The 21,688-nt window shown below is 59.3% G+C and carries 17 protein-coding genes and 2 pseudogenes; 12 read left to right on the top strand and 7 right to left on the bottom strand.

Annotated elements, in window-relative coordinates; genetic code table 11:
• Positions 1–22 precede the first annotated feature (22 nt).
• The 3 genes from AC097O_RS00985 (at position 23) to AC097O_RS00975 (ending at position 3,779) form a co-directional block, all read left to right on the top strand.
• The gene (locus AC097O_RS00985) at positions 23–1,075 is read left to right on the top strand and encodes a proline racemase family protein (RefSeq protein WP_479590948.1); all 1,053 of its coding nucleotides are present in this window, start codon (positions 23–25) and stop codon (positions 1,073–1,075) included.
• A gap of 34 nt (positions 1,076–1,109) precedes the next feature.
• Positions 1,110–2,087 (top strand): Ldh family oxidoreductase, encoded by a 978-nt coding sequence (locus AC097O_RS00980; RefSeq protein WP_479590946.1) that lies wholly within the window; start codon positions 1,110–1,112, stop codon positions 2,085–2,087.
• A gap of 204 nt (positions 2,088–2,291) precedes the next feature.
• Complete coding sequence (locus tag AC097O_RS00975) at positions 2,292–3,779, top strand: FAD-dependent oxidoreductase (protein ID WP_479590944.1); 1,488 nt, start codon at positions 2,292–2,294, stop codon at positions 3,777–3,779.
• An 18-nt stretch (positions 3,780–3,797) separates the two neighbouring features.
• Here the strand turns inward: AC097O_RS00975 and AC097O_RS00970 are convergent, their stop codons facing one another.
• On the bottom strand, positions 3,798–4,199 hold the full coding sequence (locus AC097O_RS00970) for a hypothetical protein (protein WP_479590942.1): 402 nt from the start codon (positions 4,197–4,199) through the stop codon (positions 3,798–3,800).
• 296 nt (positions 4,200–4,495) lie between these two features.
• Here AC097O_RS00970 and AC097O_RS00965 point away from each other — a divergent pair, with 296 nt between their 5' ends.
• The 3 genes from AC097O_RS00965 (at position 4,496) to istB (ending at position 7,596) form a co-directional block, all read left to right on the top strand.
• The gene (locus AC097O_RS00965; RefSeq protein WP_479590940.1) at positions 4,496–5,044 is read left to right on the top strand and encodes a fibronectin type III-like domain-contianing protein; all 549 of its coding nucleotides are present in this window, start codon (positions 4,496–4,498) and stop codon (positions 5,042–5,044) included.
• A gap of 243 nt (positions 5,045–5,287) precedes the next feature.
• Positions 5,288–6,832, top strand: a complete 1,545-nt coding sequence (gene istA, locus AC097O_RS00960) for an IS21 family transposase (protein ID WP_479590938.1) — start codon at positions 5,288–5,290, stop codon at positions 6,830–6,832.
• A 26-nt stretch (positions 6,833–6,858) separates the two neighbouring features.
• Positions 6,859–7,596 (top strand): IS21-like element helper ATPase IstB, encoded by a 738-nt coding sequence (gene istB / locus AC097O_RS00955; RefSeq protein ID WP_479590936.1) that lies wholly within the window; start codon positions 6,859–6,861, stop codon positions 7,594–7,596.
• Positions 7,597–8,718: 1,122 nt separating this feature from the next.
• Here the strand turns inward: istB and AC097O_RS00950 are convergent.
• The 4 genes and pseudogenes from AC097O_RS00950 to AC097O_RS00935 all read right to left on the bottom strand — a co-directional run.
• On the bottom strand, positions 8,719–9,966 hold the full coding sequence (locus tag AC097O_RS00950; protein ID WP_479590934.1) for an NAD(P)/FAD-dependent oxidoreductase: 1,248 nt from the start codon (positions 9,964–9,966) through the stop codon (positions 8,719–8,721).
• Complete coding sequence (lhpI, locus tag AC097O_RS00945; RefSeq protein WP_479590932.1) at positions 9,963–10,919, bottom strand: bifunctional Delta(1)-pyrroline-2-carboxylate/Delta(1)-piperideine-2-carboxylate reductase; 957 nt, start codon at positions 10,917–10,919, stop codon at positions 9,963–9,965. Before lhpI ends, AC097O_RS00950 begins: the two co-directional genes overlap by 4 nt.
• A gap of 32 nt (positions 10,920–10,951) precedes the next feature.
• A pseudogene (locus AC097O_RS00940) lies at positions 10,952–11,368 on the bottom strand (amino acid ABC transporter ATP-binding protein); the annotation flags it as partial.
• A gap of 42 nt (positions 11,369–11,410) precedes the next feature.
• Positions 11,411–12,169: pseudogene (locus AC097O_RS00935) on the bottom strand (transporter substrate-binding domain-containing protein); the annotation flags it as partial.
• Positions 12,170–12,361: 192 nt separating this feature from the next.
• Here AC097O_RS00935 and AC097O_RS00930 point away from each other — a divergent pair.
• Positions 12,362–13,015 (top strand): GntR family transcriptional regulator, encoded by a 654-nt coding sequence (locus AC097O_RS00930; RefSeq protein WP_479590930.1) that lies wholly within the window; start codon positions 12,362–12,364, stop codon positions 13,013–13,015.
• A 698-nt stretch (positions 13,016–13,713) separates the two neighbouring features.
• On the opposite strand, the gene AC097O_RS00925 is transcribed toward AC097O_RS00930, so the two are convergent.
• The gene (locus AC097O_RS00925) at positions 13,714–14,604 is read right to left on the bottom strand and encodes a LysR family transcriptional regulator (RefSeq protein ID WP_479590928.1); all 891 of its coding nucleotides are present in this window, start codon (positions 14,602–14,604) and stop codon (positions 13,714–13,716) included.
• A 193-nt stretch (positions 14,605–14,797) separates the two neighbouring features.
• On the opposite strand from AC097O_RS00925, the gene AC097O_RS00920 reads away from it, so the two are divergent.
• Together AC097O_RS00920 and AC097O_RS00915 are read left to right on the top strand one after the other, a co-directional pair.
• Positions 14,798–15,775 carry a PDR/VanB family oxidoreductase gene (locus AC097O_RS00920; protein ID WP_479590925.1) on the top strand — a complete coding sequence of 326 codons (978 nt, stop codon included), beginning with the start codon at positions 14,798–14,800 and terminating at the stop codon, positions 15,773–15,775.
• A 24-nt stretch (positions 15,776–15,799) separates the two neighbouring features.
• Positions 15,800–16,912 carry a Rieske 2Fe-2S domain-containing protein gene (locus AC097O_RS00915; protein WP_479590923.1) on the top strand — a complete coding sequence of 371 codons (1,113 nt, stop codon included), beginning with the start codon at positions 15,800–15,802 and terminating at the stop codon, positions 16,910–16,912.
• Positions 16,913–16,932: 20 nt separating this feature from the next.
• Here AC097O_RS00915 and pcaQ read toward each other — a convergent pair whose 3' ends face one another.
• On the bottom strand, positions 16,933–17,895 hold the full coding sequence (pcaQ, locus tag AC097O_RS00910; RefSeq protein WP_479590920.1) for a pca operon transcription factor PcaQ: 963 nt from the start codon (positions 17,893–17,895) through the stop codon (positions 16,933–16,935).
• 219 nt (positions 17,896–18,114) lie between these two features.
• On the opposite strand from pcaQ, the gene AC097O_RS00905 reads away from it, so the two are divergent.
• The 3 genes from AC097O_RS00905 (at position 18,115) to AC097O_RS00895 (ending at position 21,681) form a co-directional block, all read left to right on the top strand.
• Complete coding sequence (locus AC097O_RS00905; protein ID WP_479590917.1) at positions 18,115–18,996, top strand: Bug family tripartite tricarboxylate transporter substrate binding protein; 882 nt, start codon at positions 18,115–18,117, stop codon at positions 18,994–18,996.
• The gene (locus AC097O_RS00900; RefSeq protein ID WP_479590915.1) at positions 18,993–20,324 is read left to right on the top strand and encodes a sulfatase family protein; all 1,332 of its coding nucleotides are present in this window, start codon (positions 18,993–18,995) and stop codon (positions 20,322–20,324) included. Before AC097O_RS00905 ends, AC097O_RS00900 begins: the two co-directional genes overlap by 4 nt.
• A 67-nt stretch (positions 20,325–20,391) precedes the next feature.
• The gene (locus tag AC097O_RS00895; protein WP_479589142.1) at positions 20,392–21,681 is read left to right on the top strand and encodes a LysR family transcriptional regulator; all 1,290 of its coding nucleotides are present in this window, start codon (positions 20,392–20,394) and stop codon (positions 21,679–21,681) included.
• The last annotated feature ends 7 nt before the right edge of the window (positions 21,682–21,688 follow it).

The raw sequence follows: 21,688 nt of genomic DNA, 5'->3' as shown, positions 1-21,688 counted from the left end.
AAACCAAACAACATACAACCCCATGAGCTTCAAGCGTATCTTCCATGCGGTCGAAACACATGCGGGCGAGCCCATGCGTGTGATAACAGGTGGCGTTCCCCATATTCCTGGAAATACCGTATACGAGCAAATGAAATGGCTCGAAAAGAATGACGATCAGATCCGACTTCTGATGCTGAGAGAGCCCCGAGGTTATCCTCCGCTGTGTTGTAACCTTATCGTGCCGGCTAAGCATCCGGATGCAGCCGCAGGCTACATCATCATGGAACAAACTGAATACCCGGTGATGAGCGGTGGGAACACCATTTCCGTAGCCACTGTGCTGCTTGAAACTGGCATGATTCCAATGCATGAGCCAGTTACAGAGTTTCAGCTTGAAGCGCCGGCGGGGCTTATCGGCATCAAGGCAGAGTGCAGCAATGGCAAAGTTACGCAGGTCACTTTTAAAAACGTTCCGGCATTTGCTGCCTACTTGGATACGGTGATTGAAGTACCTCATTTGGGAAAAATAACCGTTGATGTCGGCTGGGGAGGGATGTTCTACGTCATTGCGGACGTTAGGCAATTCAAAGGGCTTGAACTCATCCCCGAACATGGGAGAGAAATTGCTCGCGTCTCAGCGCTCATACTTAAGGCTGCGCAAGATCAACTGCCAGTCGAGCACCCACACTACCCTGGGTATGGTATTACGATAGCCCAGCTTTCTGGGCCCACGTCCAATCCGAATGCGGACTGGAAGAATACGGTCACGGTTGCGAGCGGTGTAATTGATTTTGACAAGCCTGCAACATGGACCGGTGCACTGGATCGGTGTCCGTGCGGAACAGGCACATGCGCCAAAATGGCCACTTTGCACGCCAAAGGGCAGCTAAACCTCAATCAACCTTTTCGACATGAAGGTATGTTGGGTATTGTTTATACCGGACATCTGGTGGAGGAGATGCAAGTCGGCCAACACAACGGCGTTGTTCCCACCATTGGCGGCCAATCTTGGATTTACGGATACAACACCTATGTGCTTGACCCGACAGATCCATTTGTAAACGGCTTCACCGTGGGTGATATCTGGGCGTGACAGTTGACTCCTGCATGAAAGGTGAGGTGACTCAATGAAGTATGAAACCCCCGCAGCGAGGGAGCTCGCGCGCAATGCCATTCTTGCTGTGGGGGCAAGTGTTGCCATTGCAGACTCTCTTTCAGATGCGATTATTTCTGCCGAATGGGCTGGCAATGGTGCCGTTGGTTTTTCTCATTTGGTCGACTATCTCGATGGATTCATGAAAGGGCGTATTTCTAAAAATGCGGAGCCGTCAATATCCACTCCTGCCCCGGGAATGATTTGCGTTGATGCCAGGTTTGGCATTGCTCAGCTCGGATTTGATCGCGCCTTTAATGGCATTGTTGATGTGGCGAGTGAAGTGGGTGTGGTCATCTTCACTCAATCGAATTGTTTTACTGTGGGAGAGCTGGGCTATTACACGCGCAGATTGGCGGAGGTTGGCTTGGTGGCTTTGGCATTTTGCAATGCTCCCGCATTGGTTGCTACCATTGAGAGTAAAAGAGCCGTTTACGGAACAAATCCACTGTCATTTGGCGCCCCGGTAGGTGACGGGAAGCCACTGGTTATCGATCAGGCATCCAGCGCTACAGCGTTTGTCAATGTCCGAAAGGCGGCAGATGACAACAAGTCCATTCCGGAAGGTTGGGCGATCAATTCAGATGGCGCTCCAACCACCGATGCCCGGGAGGCTTTGGACGGCGTACTTCTGCCTTTTGGCGGCTTCCGAGGTGCGAACGTTGCCCTGATGATTGAAATTCTTTCCGCCGGCCTGACCGGTTCGAACTGGTCTATTGATGCGCCCTCATTTTCGAAAGGAGATCGTTCTCCTGGTGTTGGAATGACCGTCATCGTAATCAATCCCGATTTTCTTGCGACAGATTTTTCTGAAAGGCTGGGTAGGCAGATTGACCGACTATCTTCCATGAATGTAATCATTCCCGGGAGTCATGTGAACGTCGAGGCTTTGAATGTACCGAGTGACGTTCTGGAAAAGATTGACCAGGTAGTCACCCATGTCAAGGGTTGACACATTGAGGGCTCAATTATGTGGCGATGAGTATCACCGCCTTGCCGCGATCCGCGTAATGTCCCTGCGCTTAGGGTTCCCCACCGACAAGACAGATGTTCGGACGCGAACCGTATATCTGACCCCGATCGGCTGTATCTCGTTGCAGCTGCAGGAAGACAGTGCCCTAATGATGACCGTTGCTGAACCAAAAGGTACCCAAGAATGACGCGTTCTCCACTTGAGCAACTACACGAAAGCCGTTGGGATGTCGTGGTGATTGGGGCGGGGGCCGTGGGCTGCGCGGCGTCGCGTGAGCTGGCAGGGCGGGGTTATCGGACCTTGTTGGTGGATCGCGGCGATATCGGCGCGGGCACCTCGTCACGATCCAGTCGGATGCTTTATTCCGGGCTTGGCTATCTCGCGGTGCGCTATCCGCTGTGGCAGATGGTCTTGCATCCGTTGGATATGGTGCAGCGACTGCTTTACACGCGGGCGGTCATGCGCTGCCGTGCGGAACTTGTCCGGGAAATGCCCGGGCATTTGACCAAGCACAGGTTTTACTATCCCTTTCGCAAGGGCGACCAATACCCGCCATGGCTTGTTGATATCGGGTTCCGCCTGGTCGAGGCCTTGGGCGGATGGAAAGTGCCACTGTCCTACAAACGGGTCTCGGCCGATCAGGCCGCAGCGGAAAGCGGGCTTGCGGCTGGTCTTGGCAGGCCGCTGCGCGGGGTCGGGATTTTCGAGGAATACATGTACGCTTGGCCGGAACGGATCTGCGTCGATACCGCCCTTGACGCCGAAAGGCGGGGGGCCATGGTGCGCACCTATACCGCGGTGTCGGACATCAGCCGCTGTGGCGATGGCTGGGCTGTGACGCTTGACGAACGTGCGCCCGAGGCCGAAGGGCAAGCACGCGTTACTTGCGACATGGTGATCAACGCCACCGGCCCGTGGATCGACCGACTGTCTGGCGCAGGCGGGAACAGCGCCAAGCGCATTGTTGGCGTCAAGGGTGTCAATGTCATGGTGCGCTTGCCCGACACCTACAGGGGCGAAGGGCTTGAGGTGTTTTCAAGCAAAGGCGAGCCCTACTATGTGTTTCCTTGGGGCGAAAACCATTTCATCGGCCCTACCGAGACGGTCGTTACTGAAAACCCCGATGACATCCGCGTTCTTGACCACGAGATCGACTACATCCTGTCCGAAGCAAACCGCCTGTTTCCGGGGCTTAAGTTGACGCGCAAAAGTGTCTTGCATTGTTGGTGCGGCGTGCGCCCCACGTCCACGCTTGACGGAAAAACATCGAAAAATGCGGTGCGCGCCGTTGAAAATCCTGACGCGCCCGGTCTTGTGGCAATGACCGGATCAACGATCATGCTGCATCGCCAGGCCGGACGACTGGCTGCCAATGCGGTAGAACGCAGGCTTGGAAAACGGGGAGAACCGCCGCGCGGCATGGTCGATGCGCCGTCTGGCATCGCGAGTTCCGAGGGGATTGGCCAAATGGCCGCCACCGAGCATGTCGTGAGGCTTTCCGATCTAATACGGCGTCGCCTGTCGGATGGTCTGAGCACTGATTTGGGCCGCAACCGCGCAGAAGAATTGTCGCGCATTGCCGCAGCCGGTCTCGGGTGGACCGAGGTTCGGCGGCTGCAGGAAATGGGTGACTTCGAGGATGAAACCGCGCTTATTTATCGACATCCCTGAGGGGTACTGTTAAGTTGCTCAGCAGTCCGAAATATGGACGTCAGACGGTGTTTGGAGTGATCGAACCGGTCCACGATTCTTTTGCATGTTGCGCAGTTGCTGGTCGACACGGATTTCGAGTTTCACTCCGGCGCGCAGCGGGTTGCTAGCCACCCCTGTGCCTTTGATGTGACTCCACACTAGCTCGTCCGGGTTGAGGTCCGGTGTATAGCGGTAGATCGACGTGCGATTCATGCCCTGCGACTTCACCACTTCGGAGGGTGGGTCGCCTTCCCTGACACGGCGCAATGCGAGCAGCCGAAATTTTTCCAGCCTCGCGTGATCCATTGTGCGGCTATAGCTGTTACCGCCGACCAATGGGATGGACGCCCCCACCCGAAACAGCATCGATGTGCCAAAGTGGAAGCGTTGATCAACCACTCAGGCGATCATGAAGTGATGGCAAAACAGGTCAGACTGTGGTTGGCAAAGCCCGCAGTTTTCGAAGCACACAAAGTGCGCCCGACCGATAGAGGCGTCAATCAGCGAATCCCATCAGGGACCGCGGCGCAAGTCGCATTCAAAGTCCGAATGTACGGGTGCAATCTTTACCTTTGAGCCGTTATGAATTGAAAGCCTGGCAAATTCGGGGGGCGTCCATGTACGAAAACTGACTGCCTGCATGCAGCTTACCGGGCCAGCGACGCGGGCTGTCTGGCTTGCCACCCCGCGGCCGCATGCCCGTGAGCCTGCCGTGCAGTGTCGGGCAGATTCCGCTGTACTACAACCACAAGAACACCGGTAGGCCACCGGACCCGCACGCGGCGTCGATCCCATCCGGCACGCCGCTGGACCCCAGCGGATTCTTCTCGGCCTATCTGGACGAGGACCACCGGCCGCTGTTTCCGTTCGGCTTCGGCCTGGGATACACGCATTTCGAGTACACGGACCTTCAGTTGTCGGCCGGCCAGCTTGTGGCGGGCGGCAGCCTGAAGGCGTCGGTGGCTTTGCGCAACACCGGCGGGCGCGCCGGCACCGAAGTGGTCCAGCTCTATGTGCGCGATCTCGTAGGGTCGGTGACGCGGCCGGTGCGCGAGCTGAAGAACTTCCGGCGCGTGAGTCTGGAGGTCGGCGAGAGCTGCCGCGTGCACTTCGAACTGCACAGCGACGAGCTGGCGTTTCACGACCTGCGTTGCCGCCGCGTGGTCGAGCCGGGCCGCTTCAGGCTGTGGATCGCGCCCAGCGCCGACTCCGGCCTAGAAGCCGAATTCGAATTGATTGCGTAGCCGGCCGACGCGCTGACCGGGCCCCATCCATGACCCACAGCCATTCCACTGTCTCAGACTGCGTATTCCACGCGATGGCGGGCACGATTCCATGCTGATGGCGGGCAGCGTTCCAGCGTCATCACGGACACCGTTCCACGGTGATGGCGGACGGCATTCCATTTTGAAGGCGGACACCCCAGCAGTGTCCTGAGTGACCCAAACGAGGCGTAGGCTGCCCGGTTTTTTGACCGGAACCCAGCTATGCCCACACCAAGGGTCATCATGAGCAAGATAAGACATACATTGCAGCTGCTGCACAGCGGCAACCTCAGCCAACGCCAGATTGGCGCCGCACTGGGCATTTCCAAATCCTCGGTCAGCGAGATAGCCAGCTACACCCGTGCCGCCGGGCTGGACTGGGCACAGGCCCAGCATTTGAGCGACGAGGAACTCCAAGCCCGGCTGTACCGGCCCCCAGTGGCGCGCCAGTCCCGCCACCTGGAGCCCGATTACGCCCACCTGCACAGCGAACTCAAGCGAGCCGGTGTCACCCTGCAGTTGCTTTGGGAGGAGTACCAGCAACAGCACCAGGGAGCGGCCTACAAATACAGCGCCTTCTGCGAGAAGTACCAGCAATGGGCCAAGCGCCTCAAGCGCTCCATGCGCCAGACCCACGAAGCAGGTGACAAACTCTTCGTGGACTACGCCGGTCAGACGGTGCCGGTAGTGGACGCCAGCACCGGCGAGATTGCCCAGGCCCAGGTGTTCGTGGCCGTGCTGGGGGCATCCAACTTCACCTATGCCTGCGCCACGCCCACCCAGAAGGCTGCCGACTGGGTGGCCAGCATCATTGCCACCCTGGAATTCATCGACGGTGTGCCGCGCCTGCTGGTGCCCGACCAACCGCGTGCGCTCATGGCCCGCCCGGACCGGTATGAGCCTACCAGCCACCGCTTGCTTGAAGAGCTCTCGCAGCACTACAGCCTAGCCGTGTTGCCAGCACGCCCGGCCAAGCCCCGCGACAAGCCCAAGGTGGAAGTGGCGGTGCAGGTGGTGGAACGCTGGATTCTGGCGCGCCTGCGCCACCAGCGCTTCTTCAGCCTGGGCGCGTTGAACAAAGCGATTGCGGCCCTGTTGCAGGACTTGAACCAGCGCCCGTTCAAGAAGCTGCCGGGTTGCCGCGCAAGTGCCTTCGCCAGCCTGGACCAGCCCGCCCTCAAACCCTTGCCTGCCACGCGCATGGCCATTGCCCGTTTTAAGCCCGCGCGGGTCAACATTGATTACCACGTCGAGCTCGACGGCCATTACTACTCGGTGCCCCACCGCCTAGTAGGCGAGATGGTGGAGTTGCGCATCACCGCCACCACGGTCGAGGCGGTGCATGGCCAGACCCGTGTTGCCGCCCACGCCTTGAACCCACGCCGGGGTGCGCACAGCACCACGCCAGAACACATGCCTGCGTCCCACCGGGCGCACCTGCAGTGGACACTGGCCAAGCTCGTTACCTGGGCCGAGCGCATAGGGGCCGCCACAGCCGCCGTAGTGCGTTGGCAGATGGAGCACCGCGCCCACCCCGAGCAGGGTTACCGCTCCTGCCTGGGACTCATGCGTCTGGGCCGTGAGTACGGTCACGACCGATTGGAAGCCGCTTGCGCCCGTGCACAGTCGATTCGGGCCCCGCACTACAAGAGCATTGCCTCCATCCTCAGTTGCGGCCTCGACCAGCGCTGCATCGACACGCCCATCCCTACCCAAGCCAGCCTGCCGCTGCACGAGAACGTGCGTGGCCCGGACTACTACCACTGACCGCACCGGACACACAAGGAACAAGCATGCTCAACGAACACACCCTGCAACAACTACGCGCCCTGCGCCTGGACGGCATGGCGGCCGCCTTGGCAGACCCGACAAACCAAATCGCTGCCGCTGAACTGTCCTTTGAACAACGCCTGGCACTGCTGGTCCAGCGTGAGGTGGATTGGCGCGACAGCAAACGTCTGGAGCGCCTGTTGAAGGCTGCTCGGCTAAAGGTTTCCTCCGCCTGTCTGGAGGACATCGACTGGCGAAGCAACCGCGGACTCAGCCGCGAAGTCATTGGCGCCCTGGCCAACGGTGACTGGTTGCGCCAGGGTCACAACGTGCTGCTGACCGGGGCCACCGGTTGCGGCAAGACCTGGCTGGCCTGTGCCCTGGGCCAACAAGCCGCCAGACTGGGTTTCTCCGTGCTCTACGCCCGAGCGCCACGTTTGCTGGAGGAGTTGCATGTGGCGCATGGCGACGGCAGCTTTGCGCGGAGACTGGCTCAGTTAGCCAAGCTGGACCTGTTGATATTGGGTGACTTCGCCATCGCCCCCATTGCAGCGCACGAGCGCAATGATTTGCTGGAGTTGTTGGATGACCGGGTCGGCAGTCGTGCCACGCTCATCACCAGCCAGCTGCCGGTGACGGCCTGGCATGCATGGCTGGATGAACCGACCCTGGCCGATGCCATCCTGGACCGCATCGTGCACGGCTCGCACAAGATTGCCCTGAAGGGCGAGTCCATGAGGAAGCTTGCCAAGGCCGTCTAAAACCTTCCGTAGGCGGGCCGTTCCACGGCCATCGCGGACAGTTGGGATACGATTGCCACCGTCACTCAGGACACCAGCGCAGGGTGTCCGCTCTTCGCTGGAATGCTGTCCGCGATGAACGTGGAATCACTGTCCGCCATCAATGGAATGCGCACTCAGACCCCCTCGAGTCCCTGCGGGCCGCACCGTTCCGCCTTCTCGTGGTCAAGTTTTTTCGGACACGCCGAACGGGTAGTTGGATCAATTCTCGGGTTTGTTGAGTGCGTCAGGCGGGCTGCTTCTCATGGCCCGCCTCATGCATGTTCGGCGAGCACTCCATTTTAAGATTCAGGAAGAACCTCTCCATCACCGCGTTGTCTCAGCAGTTGCCCTTCCTGCTTATGCTAGCAACCAGGCCGTGTCGGTTCAACAGGTGTCGGCGCCGCTTGAACATTGGCCCTGTCGAGCCAATATTGGCCCAGGGCGGGTTACTGGTTTTCCTGGTCTCCTTGTCTTTGATATTGAACAGGGGGAAAGGAGCGAAGGGCGTAGCCACGTAGCGGATTTCTCCCTGCTGGTGCGACCTCAGAATGGTTCGTCTAGCTCCGCAGTTGCGGGTGCAGCCTTGGCGTCTTTGCGGGCGCTTTCCCTGGCCTTGATGCGCGTCTTGGCCGCCATGGTGTTGTGCCGAAACCGGTAAGACTCATAGCCGGTCTCCACAATGTGACAGTTGTCCATTTTTATGGCATCCATCGCTGCGTGTGGGTTCTCAGACGAAACTCAGTATCGTGATTGATGGAGAGCAGGCGTTGATATTTTCCAAATACCAACCCTTCAGTGCTTGATAGAGCGGTCGCCCGCGGCGGGTTGCATGAATTTGTCACTGGCGAAGAGGCTCGGAGCGGTTTTGGTGGTGCCTGGAGTCGGAGTTTTGAGTTGGGCTTGGGCGTAGCTTCTTCCCCAACTTGTGACAGTAAGGTCTTGGGCTACTGCGCCTGCGGCAGCAAGCGTCAGAACCGAGATGGCGAGCAATGACTTCAGCATGACGATTTCCTGTGCGCCGGTCTAGATCGGCAACGTGTTGTGAACGAAGACGGTCAGGAACAGCTAGACCTTGTCGGTGGCGATAGAGGTGTATGGCGGTCAGAAGCGGTCGGGGCGAAACGCAACCGTTGGTATCGCGGTCGCTCGTCGGGTTGCAATCGCGGCAACCAACTCCGCTGTGCCGGCAGATTGGGTCAGACCCAAATGACCGTGGCCGAAGGCGTAGATGACCCGGTCCGCTGCCAACGAGCGGCCGATCACCGGCAAGCTATCCGGCAAAGAGGGGCGGAAGCCCATCCATTGCCTCCCTCCTTCGGTATTCAGCCCAGGCGCAAAGCGCTTGGCTTTTTGCAGCAAGGTGTCTGCACGCTTGTAGTTGGGCGGTAGTTTCAGACCACCCAACTCCACCGCGCCACCCACGCGGATGCCGTCACCGATTTTCGAGAGAACAAAGCCATGCCCTGAGAAGGTCACATGGGTTCGTAAATCGAAAGCCCCGGCGGCAAGAGTCGTGTTGTAGCCGCGTTCGGCTTCCAACGGAATGTGATCGCCGACCGTGCGGGCCAGTTGATGGGACCATGCTCCAGCCGCGACGATGACCTGCGCGCAGCGCAACTCGCCATTCGCCGTTGTCAGCACCACGCTGTTTCCTTGCTGGCGCAACGCCCGGACTTCGTCCATGCGGATCATGCCGCCTCGCGCGGTCAGGCACTGGGCCAGGTGGGCAGTCCAGCGTGCGGGGTCGACGGTATTCAACCAGGTCGGCGTAAAGCCGCCATGGGTGAACCGTGCGTCCAATCCCGGCTGTATGTCGGCGATCTCTTCGGGGCTTTGGAGCAGCTTGAATGGAATGCCGTGTTGGCGGCGCAGCTCCCATGCCGGGAGGTGTGCATTGAATTCGCGGGCGCCTTCATAGAGCTGAAGCTGCCCTTCACGGCGCATCATTGCCTCACCGTCGACCGCCACAATGAGCGACTCCAGCGCCGACCGGGACAGGGACATCATCTGCGCCTGCGCGGCCACCGCGGCCTCAAAGCGGTCTGGCCAACTCGCTCGCCAAAAGCGCAACATCCAGGGCGCTATCCTGAGCGCGTACGCCGGCGGAATAGCCAGTGGCCCCATGGTGTCGAGCAGCCATTTGGGTGCCTTGCGCATGATGCCGGGTGTCGCCAACGGCTCGATCTCCGTGAAAGCGAAAGCGCCCGCATTGCCCTGGGATGCCTCGGCGGCAACACCCTTGCGATCCAGCACGCAGACGGATTGCCCTCTGGACTGGAGCGCCAGCGCCGTGGCGATGCCGATGATGCCCGCGCCGATGACGATGACGTCAGGGGGACTGCCGTTCATGGTGCGGTCAAGCCGAGGTTCTTCAGCGCCACGCGCGCCGCCGCCAGATCCCACGCAGCGGTACCCACGCTCTTGAACACGACCGGCCCCGCAACGCCGCGTCCTTCGCTGATCAGGCTGCCCAAGGACTTCACGCGGCTCCAGTCCACGCCTGCCCTGAGTAGGTCTCCGGCCTCGTGTTGGGCCCCTACAGGATCGTCCGCGTACAGCGCGCTGCCGTCCAAGGTAGTTTTCCCGATCTCGGCCATTTCGGGCTTGAAGGCGCCAACGCCGATCACCAGTCGGCCTGGCTTCGCGATTTCGTTGTAGACCGGCTCCGTGCTCGTCGTCAGCGTGATGACGACGTCGACTTCTTGCGGCACGGCACCGGCGCAGGGGCTGATCAGGGCGTGCACCGTCGCATGCCGTTGACAAAACGCCTGTGCCTGTTGTTCGCCCAGGCCTTGTACCCAGATCTTGCAATCCGGGTACATCGCGTGGAGGGCATGGATGTGGTAGCTGGCTTGCGCACCAGTCCCGAAGATCAGCACCTGCTTGGGGTCATGCCCCAGCAAAGCCCGGATGGCCAGAAGCGACACTGCCGCAGTGCGCCGACCGGTGACCTGGGGGCCGTCCAGAATGCACAGCGGGCGGCCAGTCAGGGTGTCGCAAACCGAGACCAGGCCATGGATTGTGGGCAGGCCTCGCTTGGCGTTTCCCGGTTGCACATTCACGAGTTTGTGTATGGCGATGTCCGATGCGGTGGCCGGCATGCTCAACAGCACGCCATCCGCGCCGATTGGCACCACCATGCGCGTTGGGCTCAGAATGGCTTGGGCTTCGTACTCGATAGAGGCTTTAGCGATTGCATCGACCAGATCGGCGAAGTTCAGCAGTTCGGCGGTTCGGGCTGAGTTGCAGGTCAGCACGTCGGCGCTGGAGGGCATTGGGGTTGAAGTGTGCTTAGGGTTCATGGTTGGGTGCTTTTGTATTGGGAGCAAAGTGTTCAAAGTACGGACTTGAGAAAAGCCGCCGTTTCCGGCTGGCGCGGGTCCGTGAAGACCTGTTCTGCGCTGCCGATTTCGTGCATGACGCCGCTGCGGAAGAACGCGACGCGGTCGGAGACCTCCCGCGCAAACCGCATCTCGTGCGTCACCAGGATCATGGTCATTCCCTCTTGCGATAGCAGCCGCATGGTGTGCAACACCTCGCCCACCAGTTGGGGGTCGAGCGCGGAAGTCACTTCGTCAAACAGCATGTACTCGGGCGACATGGCCAAGGCCCGAGCGATGGCCATGCGCTGTTGCTGGCCACCGGACAACTTGCTGGGAAACACATGGAGTTTGTCACCCAGCCCGACGTGCTTTAACTGCTTGATAGCAATGGCCTCGGCTTCTTCGCGCGACATGCCCAACACCTTGACCTCAAGAACTGGCCCAGCACCAGCCTCGGTACCGATCCATTGCTTGTACAGATCTGTGTAACTGCCAGTGCGCACCTGGCGGTTCACAAAGAGGTTCAGGTAGTTGAGTAAGCCCTGCTCGTTGCGCAAGGCGATGAGCGAGAAGAAGTCGTCGACATACGGCGCCTCTCCCGTCACCTTTAGGTTCGGGTATTTGCCAGACTTGAGAATGTCACTGGCAACGGTGGAGGTGGTGACCGTAGCTTCGATTTGCTTCTGGCTGAGAGCTAGAAACACGTCAGCCTGCGACTGGAAGGCGCGGAACTTTCCCTTCGGGTCTTTCCTCGCCTTGACGCTGTTTTCCAGTTCAATGGTCTCGTAGTTGCCTGCAACCGCATCAACGGTTTTGCCTTTGAGGTTGTCGTATTTGGTGATCCCGGCATCCGTACGCGTCAGCACCACGGTCTTGAAGACAAAGTAGGGAGTCGAGAACCCGATCGTCTTGGCGCGCTCCATGGTGTCCGAAGTCGAGGCGACTCCCACGTCCGCGCGGCAGGAGATCAGCGCCGGAATGCGGTCCGGGAACGGCGTTTCGACGAACACTGGCTCGACGCCCAGCGACTTCGCCACGTCCCTGCAGTAGTCGACGTCAAAACCGATCGGGTTGTTCTTGGCGTCGCGCGAACCCATGGACGGGAAGTCGAGCACGACGGCACAGCGCAGCTTGCCGGACTTGACGATGTCGTCGAGTTTGTCGGCATGTGTCGGCAGGGTGGCTGCGCACGCGATCAGCGCTACTAGGAGGGCGCGGAGCGTATTCATGGCGGAACCTCATTTCAAGAAAATTGTTAGAGTAACGACAGTATATCGTATATCGTATATCGTAGGTAGTATCTAATAAAAGCCCGCAGCCTTGAGCACATTCGAATCCCGTATACGATGAGACGTGGAAACGGACCGCACGCTTCACCTTCTGTCCCTGTATGCATTTTTTGCCCTTTGAAAGCCTCTCTCATGTCTTTTGACCTCATAACTGATATTCGGCAGTCGCCTTCAGCTTCGGATGTGGTCGCCAAATACCTTCGGGCGGCGATTGCGTCCGGTGAGTTGCCAGAGGGAGAGCTGGTGAATCAGGAGGATGTAGCAAAGCTCTTCAACGTCAGCAAGATTCCCGTGCGGGAAGCTCTGAAGCGGCTTGAAGCGGAGGGGCTGGTCGTTTTTCAGCGCAACCGCGGGGCTATGGTCACCAGCTTGTCAAAAGCAGAGGTTGCCCAGATTTTTCAGACGCGGGCGATTCTCGAGTCGAACGCCGTTCGGCTGTCTGTGCCTAACCTCACTGACGACAATTTGGACCAAGCGGAGCATCTGCGCGAGAACTTCGCCCGCGAAGGCGACGCGGCCAAGTGGACCGAGTTAAACTGGGCTTTTCACGCCACACTCTATGCGGGTGCTAACAACCCCTTTTTGGTCAACCTCATTCGCTCCGTGAATGAGCGCGTAGAGAGGTATCTTCGCATCCAGCTCACACTGACCGATAGCCTGAATGTCGCAGACCGAGAGCACTGCGAAATTCTTGACGCGTGCCGCAAACACGATGCGGACAAGGCGGCTGCACTGGTCCACGCCCACGTCCTGAACTCAGGTCGATACGCGTGGTTGCCAAGATAACCTTGGCACCTGTGCTGAAAATCAGGGTCAGTAGAAGCCGATCACGCTATCCGACCCAGGTTTCAGTCGGAACGGCCACCACGGCGAGCATGTGTTTCCAGGGGATGAGCTCACCGTTACGCAAAGGGTTGGCTCAGTCGCACAAGACGCTTTTCATCTGTGTGAGGCTGGGTTGCCACGCGCCAGCGCCTGCAACGCCTCCCTTTGCGACAAGTCACCTCGGCGGTGGCCACCGCCACCGCGTGCGGCAGCCCTGCGTGTCCTCCGCGATGTTGCGCGCCAACCTGAATACGAACGCACTTCCCGCGCCTGGTAACGGCATAGGAGTGCCAAGATTGGCGTGCGGGAAGTCAATCTGCAACCATTTTGGAAGGAAAAGTCTCATGACTGAGGACATTGCGAAGTTCAAAGGCCGCTATGACGCTGGCTACGAGGTGAGCCCCAGTGAAAGGCTTGCCCGCCAGCCGCTGGGCTTGCTGCTTGCCGACATCTTGGTGGCAACAGGGATACTCGCTTCGGCGTTCTCGCATCATGCGACAGCACGTTCGCGGACCTCGGGGGATCTATGCGGGGGGGGTTAACCTCCGCCGCTTCCGCACCGGATAGCGGGGCTGGGGTGCTCGACACGGGACCAGCCAAACTTTACTGCGTCGCTGGCGCAACAAGACTAGGCATGGTGCGTTCGACCGCCAGGCCGACTATTGCGGCTTCCGACTTGCCCAATTTTCCTGCAGCCAGTCGAGCAAGGCTTTCACCCGCGCAGTCCGCATCCTTCGCCGCGGTACGTATGCCTTGAACCAGTTCTCCTGTGGTGGGAACTTTGGCAACACTCTTTCCAGCGAGCCATCTCTCAAGGCATCGTCTGCAACATAAAGCGGCAGGAGGACGATACCCAGGCCTGCGACGGCGGCACCGAGCAGTGTGAGATTGTCATCCGCCAAAAGGCGGGGCTGCAGGTCCACCGAGACCATGCCCCGGTTGCTGTGAAAAGTCCATGTCGTTCCGGTGCCCGAGAAGACGAGGCATGCATGTTCGGTCAGATCGCGCGGATGTGTCGCCGTCCTATTGGCTTGCAGGTAGGACGGTGCTGCGCAGAGAACGGGGCGGACTGGGCATAGCGGAACGTCTACAACCCCTTCGTAACTCGCCAACCGGCCGCTGATCGCCAGGTCGAATCCGAGCTCAGCAGGATTGGCTGATCGGTCCTCCAGTACGACCTGCAACGTGATCAGGGGATGCTCCAGCATAAATGCGCAGAACACCGGTGCGAGCTGTTGCATGGTCAGGGTGGTAGGAGCCATGACGCGCAAGTGGCCTTCCAGTTTGCCCTCGTCGCGCTCAGTGGCCTGCACCAATTGCTCGAAGTTCGTCACCACTTCGGCTGCGCGTGCATAGAACCTCTCTCCGGCCTCCGTAAGGCTGACCTTGCGCGTGGTGCGCTCGAACAGCCGCGTCTTGAGTTCCTGTTCGAGCTGCGCAATCCGCCTTGCCACGACGGACGGCACGACGTTGAGTTGACGTCCAGCTTCTGAGAACCCACCGCAGCGAACAACCGCCGTGAAGGTTCGTACGTGGGTGATGACATCCATTGATGCAAAAAATCGTTAATTGATAGTCAAAATTAAGTCTAATTATCCCCAATAAAGCTCAATAAACTTCATGCACACAATAGTTTTCAACGGAGACAATCATGCAGAGTACGGATTTGACAAAGGAATCTGAGCGCTTCGTCGGGAGACCTCCAGTGCCAGGTTCTGTCTTACAGGTCGTCTGAGGTACCCCATGGCAAGAGGTAACTTCGATGTCGTCGTGGCCAGTGTCCGCCAGCTGACACCACGTATCCGCGAGTTTCTGCTCCGGTCCGCAGATGGATCGCCCCTGCCGGACTATTCCGCAGGTGCTCACGTGGCGGTGCACACCATCTCTTCGGAGTTGGGCTTGGTGGTGCGCCATTACTCGCTGGTAGGCGGTGCCGATGAGGTCGATGACCCGCGCAACGTCTACCGAATCGCGGTTCAGCGGGAGGACCACGCGCGCGGCTCCGCCCACATCCATGCGACGTTCGAGGTGGGCACTCGGCTGCAGATTGGGCCGCCGGTCAACAACTTCCCCTTGGACCGCCGCGACCACCACGTCCTGTTGTTGGCGGGTGGCATCGGTATCACACCAATCTTCTCAATGGTGCGTAGCCTGGTACGCCGTCGCCGTCCCTTTCAAGTGGTGTTTGCCGGGCGCAGTGCAGCCGAAATGGCCTACCGAGACGAGCTCGTCCGGCTTGCGCATGGGTTGGTGCACTTGCACTACAGCGACACCTGCGGCCACTTGGACCTGGAGGCGCTTTTGCAAAGACAGCCTGTCGGCACCACTGTCTATGTCTGCGGTCCGGCGCGAATGATCGAGTCTGCCCATGCCGCTGCCGCGCAGTTGAGGTGGTCGGCCGACAGGGTGCGCAGCGAACTGTTTGGTGCCGGCATTTCTGGCCATGCTTCTGCGTTCGATGTCGTCTTGCGGCGTAGCGGCAAGACAGTGCATGTAGGGCCAAACGTGAGCATTCTCGACGCACTGCTTGCCAATGGGGTGCCCGCTCTATGGGATTGCCGCCGCGGCGAGTGCGGCTTGTGCCCGCTATCGGTCATTGCATCCGATGGACCGATTCAGCACCACGATCGGTACTTATCGGAAGAGGAAAAAGCCTCATGCGAAACCCTTTGCATCTGCGTCTCCCGCACCACGGGCACAACGCTGGAACTTGATGCTTGAGCCTTACTTTAGGAGTCATCCCCCATGAACAAAGTCATCGACATTGCCCCCGAAGTCCTGAGTGAGCCCGCCCAGACGAGCTTCGTCCTGGGTGGTATTGCAGACCATGCCACACCTCTGGTCCGCAACTGCTGGTATGTCGCAGCGCTGGCAAGCGAGGTATCGCGGGAGATCTTCAGCCGCCGTCTGCTTGGCGTCGAGGTAGCGCTGTACCGTACGCTGGCCGGCGATGTCGTCGCTGTCCGCAACCGCTGCCCGCATCGGTCCTTTCCCCTCGCCAAAGGCAAGCTGATCGGAGACGCTCTTGTGTGCGGCTACCACGGCATGCAGTTCGATCCATCTGGCCGCTGCGTGAACATGCCGGCGATGCCGATCGTACCGACAAACGCCAATGTGCGCAGCTTTCCGACGGTGGAACGCGGGCCATTGGTATGGATCTGGATGGGGCAACCCGACCACGCCGATGAGTCACTGGTACCCGACACAGAGTGGCTGGCAAGCCCGGAATGGAAAAGCGTCGAAGGTAGCTTTCACATCAATTCCGATTACGTGGCTATGCACGAGAACCTGCTGGATCAGACCCACTTTCCGTTCCTGCATCCGGGCGCGGTGGGCACACCGGAATACGCACGCTCGAAACTGAACGTGCGCGAAGAAGGCGACATGGTCATCATCGACCGCGCACTGCGCAACTCGTCTCCACCCGGTATCTATGGCGTGCCGACCGGACTTGTCGGAAAACCGGTGGACCGGTTCTCGGATGCGCGCTTCGTGTCCCCTGCACTGCACACGGCTTATGCGCGCATAGTGGACAACAACGATCCAAGTGGACTACCACACACCTACCGCTTCAACATCACGCATATTTTCACGCCTGAAACCAATCACAGCATCCATTACTGGTGGTTCAACAGCCGCAACTTCAAGCTTCTGGATCCAGAGACGGACGCCTATTTGCATGCGGCCTCGGCGAAGGCGTACCTGGAAGACGTAGACGCGCTGCAATGGATCATGGAAGCCGTACGCGGTGACACGGAGCAGCAGTTTGACCTCAATTTTGCGCCCGACAAACCCGGGTTGCTGATGCGGCAAGCACTCTATCGAATGGCTGCGAAGGAAGCCGGTGTAAGGTTTTGACCATGGCTACTTCGAACCAGCTAGCGTCTAAGCCCCATTCGAAGCGGCCCGCGCCAGGGATCTTCCCGCCTCGCTGCCGCGACGATGCGCAGTTGCCGCAGAAATTCCTGGCCCACCTGCGACACTTGCTCGTCCCGGCGCAGCGTGAGGCCCACCGGGCCGAGCGAGTCCTCGGTGTCGATGGGCAGCAGTGCCAGCCGTTGGTTTTCGACATCCGGTTCGATGACACCCCAGGGACCGAACCATACGACATCCGACTGCGGCAACAAGTTGGTGGCGAACGTAGCGCTCACCGACTCGATCCGCAGACGCGGCAATGCGCGTCCACGTTTCGCGAAAAAATTATCGGCGTAATCCCGGATCGTAGTGCCCCCGAGCGGAAGCATCACGTGCACGTCCTGCAGCGCTTCGAGCAGGTCGCCCTCCTGTCGCAACAGGGGGTGCTCGGGTCGGCATGCGAAGACAAGGGGCTCCGAATACAGGTGCTCGAACGTCAAGCCCACCATCTGCGCCGGGTCTCCCATGCGCCCCACGATCACATCGAGGTGATTTCCCGTCAGTCGCGACAGCAACTCTGCGTTAGTACCGCTGTAGACGTCGATCCGCGTCTGCGGCAGCTCCTGAAGGAGCGCACTGACCGCTCTCGGCAGCACAGTCGTGACCACGTTGGGCAGGGCGCCGATGCGAATGGGCAGCGCATTGAGAGGGCCACTCGCATCAACGGCATCCCACGCCTCCCGCACATTCTTGAGCGACGCCACAGCGAATTGACAGAAGACGTCTCCGGCCGGAGTGAGTTGGGCACCAGAGTGAAGGCGCCGCACCAGATGCTGTCCGACGATGTCTTCGAGTTCGCTCAGTGTCTTTGAAACTGCGGGGACTGTGATGCTCAGTTGGTCTGCGGCTTTGCGCAGACTCTTTTCCTGCGCCACGGCGACGACGCAACGCAGATGCCTGAGTTGAATATGGGTCCAAGAGTTCATTAACTAACAGTAAATATTAATCGACTATTTTTCAATTTACTTGCCATCGCGGAAACTATAGCATTTCGTAAGAACTTAAATGGAGACATCGCTTTGAATTCGATCCCCACCTTCCCGTACGGCCCACTAAGCCTGACACGCCGTAGTTTGCTCGCAACGGCCGCTTTGGCGGCTATTTCCAAAAACACGTTGGCAGCACAGCGATGGACTGATCGGCCCGTGAACATCATCGTCCCGACCGCAGCGGGCGCGGCACCAGACACATACGCCCGTGCCTTGGCTGACTACCTGAACCGGGCCACGGGTGGCATATTCGTTGTTGACAACAAGGCCGCCGCATCGGGAAACTCGGCTGCTGAAACTGTCATGCGCGGCCCAGCTGATGGCACCAACCTGCTTATCGGAACGCAAGGATTGATGACCATCAACCCGGCCACTTTCCCGCAACTGCGGTGGAAAATTGAAAACTTCATGCCGTTAGCAAAGGGTGTAGAGGCGCCCCTGGTGCTTGTCGCCCACCCCTCGGTACCGGCCAAGGACTTTGCAGAACTTGGGGCCTGGATCAAAGCTCAGAAGGGAAAGGCCGCGTACGCATCCTACAGTGCCGGGACGCCATCCCATTTCCTCGGCTACCAATTGAACGAACGGCTGAAGGCCGATATGGTCCATATACCGTACAAAGGATCGGCCGCCCAGGTGAACGATATCCTCGGCGCCCAGGTAATGCTGGGCTTCACGCAGCTAGCGACGGCTGAGCCGCATATCCGTGCAGGAAAACTCAAAGCTTTTGCGGTTACCTCACCCAAGCGTGTCAAGAAAATTAGCGATGTGCCTACGGTGGCGGAGTTGGGCATGCCAGAACTGACAACTGCGGTTTGGTTCGGGGTGCTGGTTTCGTCGGCAACCCCGAAGCCCATGCTGGATCAGATACTTTTGGCGATTAAGGATGCACACGCCGATGCCAGCCTGCGGAGTCGTCTTGAGGCACAAGGTTTCGATATGTCGGATGAAGTTGGCCCCGTCTTTTCAAAGGCCATCGCCGAAGAAACGGCCCGATGGTCACAGGTCGTGAAGGCCACTGGATTCAAGGCACTCGAATGAAAACCTACAAACGACCCAACGTCATCTTCATCGTTGCCGATGACCTCGGTTATGCGGACTTGGGATGCTACGGCGGCCGGAATGCGAGCTTTGGTCCGGTTTCGCCAAACATTGATCGCTTGGCGGCCGGAGGGATTCGATTCACGCAAGGGTATTCGAATTCCCCCGTTTGTTCCCCAACCCGGTTTGCGCTGGCGACCGGGCGCTACCAATATCGGCTGAGGGGCGGTGCCGATGAACCGATCAGTAGCAAGAATAGCCGTGGAAGCGAGATCTTGGGGCTTCCGCCTGGGCATCCGACCATTGCTTCGCTGTTACAGGAAGGCGGCTACCGCACTGCGCTCATCGGCAAGTGGCATTTGGGATTCCCTCCGCATTTCGGGCCGTTGCGCTCTGGCTACCAGGAGTTCTTCGGTCCCATGTCCGGCGGGGTCGACTACTTCAGCCATTGCGGCCAAGGCGGAGTTCATGATCTGTGGGATGGCAATGCTGAGTCTTCTGACGAAGGCTACATGACCGATCTTCTGTCGAAGCGGACGGTGGATTTCATCGATCGAGTGGCGGCCGAAGGTTCTGCGCCGTTTTTCATCAGTCTTCACTACACCGCGCCTCATTGGCCATGGGAAACGCGCGACGACGTCGCCGTCGCAGCGGAACTTGGCGGCAACATCTTTCACCTCGACGGCGGTAGCGTGGATACGTACCGCCGAATGATCCATCACATGGACGAGGGTATCGGCTGGATCATGGATGCCTTGCGCAAGCATGGGATGGAGGAAGATACGCTGGTCATTTTTACCAGCGATAACGGCGGCGAACGGTTCTCCGACAACTGGCCGCTGGTTGGCGGCAAGATGGATCTGACCGAAGGCGGTATCCGCGTCCCATGGGTCGCGCAGTGGCCCGCAGCGATCGCTCCAGGCACAGTCTCGGAGCAGCAGTGCATGTCTATGGACTGGACCGCCACGGTTGTGGACGCAGCGGGCCTGCAGGCTGCCCCGGAATTTCCGTTCGATGGTGTGTCGCTGTTGTCGGTGCTCTGCGACGAAACCGAACCATTCGAACGGCCACTGTATTGGCGCATGAACCACCGTAGCCAGTGCGCGATGCGTTTGGGGAACTGGAAGTATCTCCGCGTGGAAGACAACGAATACCTGTTCGACCTGGCCAAGGACGAGCGTGAACGCGCGAACCGCGCCAAGGCCGAACCCGGACGCCTGGCGGAGATGCGGGCAGATTGGTTGCAGTGGAGTCAACAGATGCCGGCAATCCCTGCCGATGCGTTCGTTGGCATTACGTACACCGACAAGGACATGCCGGATGCGTGAGATTGCCGCCAGACGCTTCGCCGGGCCGGACCTCTTCGTCTGAGCGCGCGCCGTCGCGAGATATTCCATGACTTCGTTGGGCGATGCGGGCTTAGCTACACAATCTGTGCCAGGCCGGGACCTCCCGGAGTCGATTGAATGGTTGAAACCACTGCGTTGTGTGATCGCCGTCGCGGAACATGGCAGCACCATGCAAGCAGCCGAGGCGGTCCACCTTTCTCAATCGGCTGTCGCAAGGGCAATTGCAAGCTTGGAACAGCTAATCGGGTTTCCTCTGTTTGATCGGACCGCGCGAGGTATGCTGTCTACGCCGCCGGGTCGGCGTGTGGCCGCACGCGGCAAGCAGATGTTCTGGCATCTTTCGGTTGGTGCCAGTGAGGCATTGCAAGTGTCGGACAAGGTGCAGAGAGATGCGGTGGTGTCCCAACGCTTCGCCAGCATGGCGTCGCCTTCCTCGCTCAAGGCGCTGCTGATGCTCGCGGTTCAGGAGAGTGGTGGTAGAACTGCAAGTGCACTGGGTGTACAGCAACCCGCAGTTCACCGTTCGTTGACCGCGCTCGAACATGCCTGCGGTGCCGTTCTCTTTCGCAGATTGTCCAGCGGTACACGGTTGACGGAAAGTGGTCATGCGCTGTTGGCACGGGTCAAGCTTGCCATGGCGGAATTGCGCGCAATGGAGGCTGAAATTGCCGCATCCAAGGGGCAACTGCGCGGCCGCATCGTGGTCGGTGCATTGCCCTTGTCCGTCCACGTCGTCCTTCCCGCAGCTGTTTCATCGACCATCAAAAACCATAGTGGCATCTGTCTGACCGTGGTGGATGGCACCTACGAAAGTCTAATGGAACAACTGAGGGTGGGAGATGTTGACATCGTCATCGGAGCCCTGCGTGCCCAGCCACCGCCAGGCGTCTCGCAACATGTTCTCTTCATTGATGACCTGGCCGTCGTTGCGCGACCCGACCACCCCTGTTTCCAACATGGAGTCCCAACACTGAAAGCGCTCCAGCACTGGCCTTGGGTGGTGCCTCTTCCCGGTACACCAGCACGTGCCGCGCTGGATCGCGTCTTTGCGCAAGACGGGCTCGCGCCGCCCTCGGACCGCATTCGTGCAACCAGCGCGCAGTTCACGCGCGCCATGGTCGCGAATACGGACCATCTGGCTCTGGCATCGCATGGTCAAGCGCTTGAGGACGAGATGGCCGCGCTGCTGCGTATCGTGCCGGTCCCCGGCCTTGACGCATCGCGCGAAATTGGCATTGCATTACGTCACGACGATGAAGTTTCGCCGGATCTACAGGTGTTGATTGAATCGTTGCACCAGGAGTCGAATCGCATCACCAATAAGGCGAACGCATAGCTCGTTG

It is taken from the genome of Rhodoferax sp. LS1P39 (assembly GCF_056521425.1).
Note: the sequence above shows the minus strand (reverse complement) of the source record. Positions and strands in the feature narration are given on the sequence as shown.

What these genes read in the sequence shown, in the direction of transcription:
- AC097O_RS00950 (WP_479590934.1), bottom strand. Translation starts at nt 9,966, where the DNA reads ATGAACGGCAGTCCCCCTGACGTCATCGTCATCGGCGCGGGCATCATC.
- AC097O_RS00975 (WP_479590944.1), top strand. Translation starts at nt 2,292, where the DNA reads ATGACGCGTTCTCCACTTGAGCAACTACACGAAAGCCGTTGGGATGTC.
- pcaQ (WP_479590920.1), bottom strand. Translation starts at nt 17,895, where the DNA reads ATGAACTCTTGGACCCATATTCAACTCAGGCATCTGCGTTGCGTCGTC.
- AC097O_RS00930 (WP_479590930.1), top strand. Translation starts at nt 12,362, where the DNA reads ATGTCTTTTGACCTCATAACTGATATTCGGCAGTCGCCTTCAGCTTCG.
- lhpI (WP_479590932.1), bottom strand. Translation starts at nt 10,919, where the DNA reads ATGAACCCTAAGCACACTTCAACCCCAATGCCCTCCAGCGCCGACGTG.
- AC097O_RS00920 (WP_479590925.1), top strand. Translation starts at nt 14,798, where the DNA reads ATGGCAAGAGGTAACTTCGATGTCGTCGTGGCCAGTGTCCGCCAGCTG.
- AC097O_RS00895 (WP_479589142.1), top strand. Translation starts at nt 20,392, where the DNA reads ATGACTTCGTTGGGCGATGCGGGCTTAGCTACACAATCTGTGCCAGGC.
- AC097O_RS00965 (WP_479590940.1), top strand. Translation starts at nt 4,496, where the DNA reads ATGCCCGTGAGCCTGCCGTGCAGTGTCGGGCAGATTCCGCTGTACTAC.
- istA (WP_479590938.1), top strand. Translation starts at nt 5,288, where the DNA reads ATGCCCACACCAAGGGTCATCATGAGCAAGATAAGACATACATTGCAG.
- AC097O_RS00985 (WP_479590948.1), top strand. Translation starts at nt 23, where the DNA reads ATGAGCTTCAAGCGTATCTTCCATGCGGTCGAAACACATGCGGGCGAG.
- AC097O_RS00915 (WP_479590923.1), top strand. Translation starts at nt 15,800, where the DNA reads ATGAACAAAGTCATCGACATTGCCCCCGAAGTCCTGAGTGAGCCCGCC.
- AC097O_RS00900 (WP_479590915.1), top strand. Translation starts at nt 18,993, where the DNA reads ATGAAAACCTACAAACGACCCAACGTCATCTTCATCGTTGCCGATGAC.
- AC097O_RS00925 (WP_479590928.1), bottom strand. Translation starts at nt 14,604, where the DNA reads ATGGATGTCATCACCCACGTACGAACCTTCACGGCGGTTGTTCGCTGC.
- AC097O_RS00980 (WP_479590946.1), top strand. Translation starts at nt 1,110, where the DNA reads ATGAAGTATGAAACCCCCGCAGCGAGGGAGCTCGCGCGCAATGCCATT.
- istB (WP_479590936.1), top strand. Translation starts at nt 6,859, where the DNA reads ATGCTCAACGAACACACCCTGCAACAACTACGCGCCCTGCGCCTGGAC.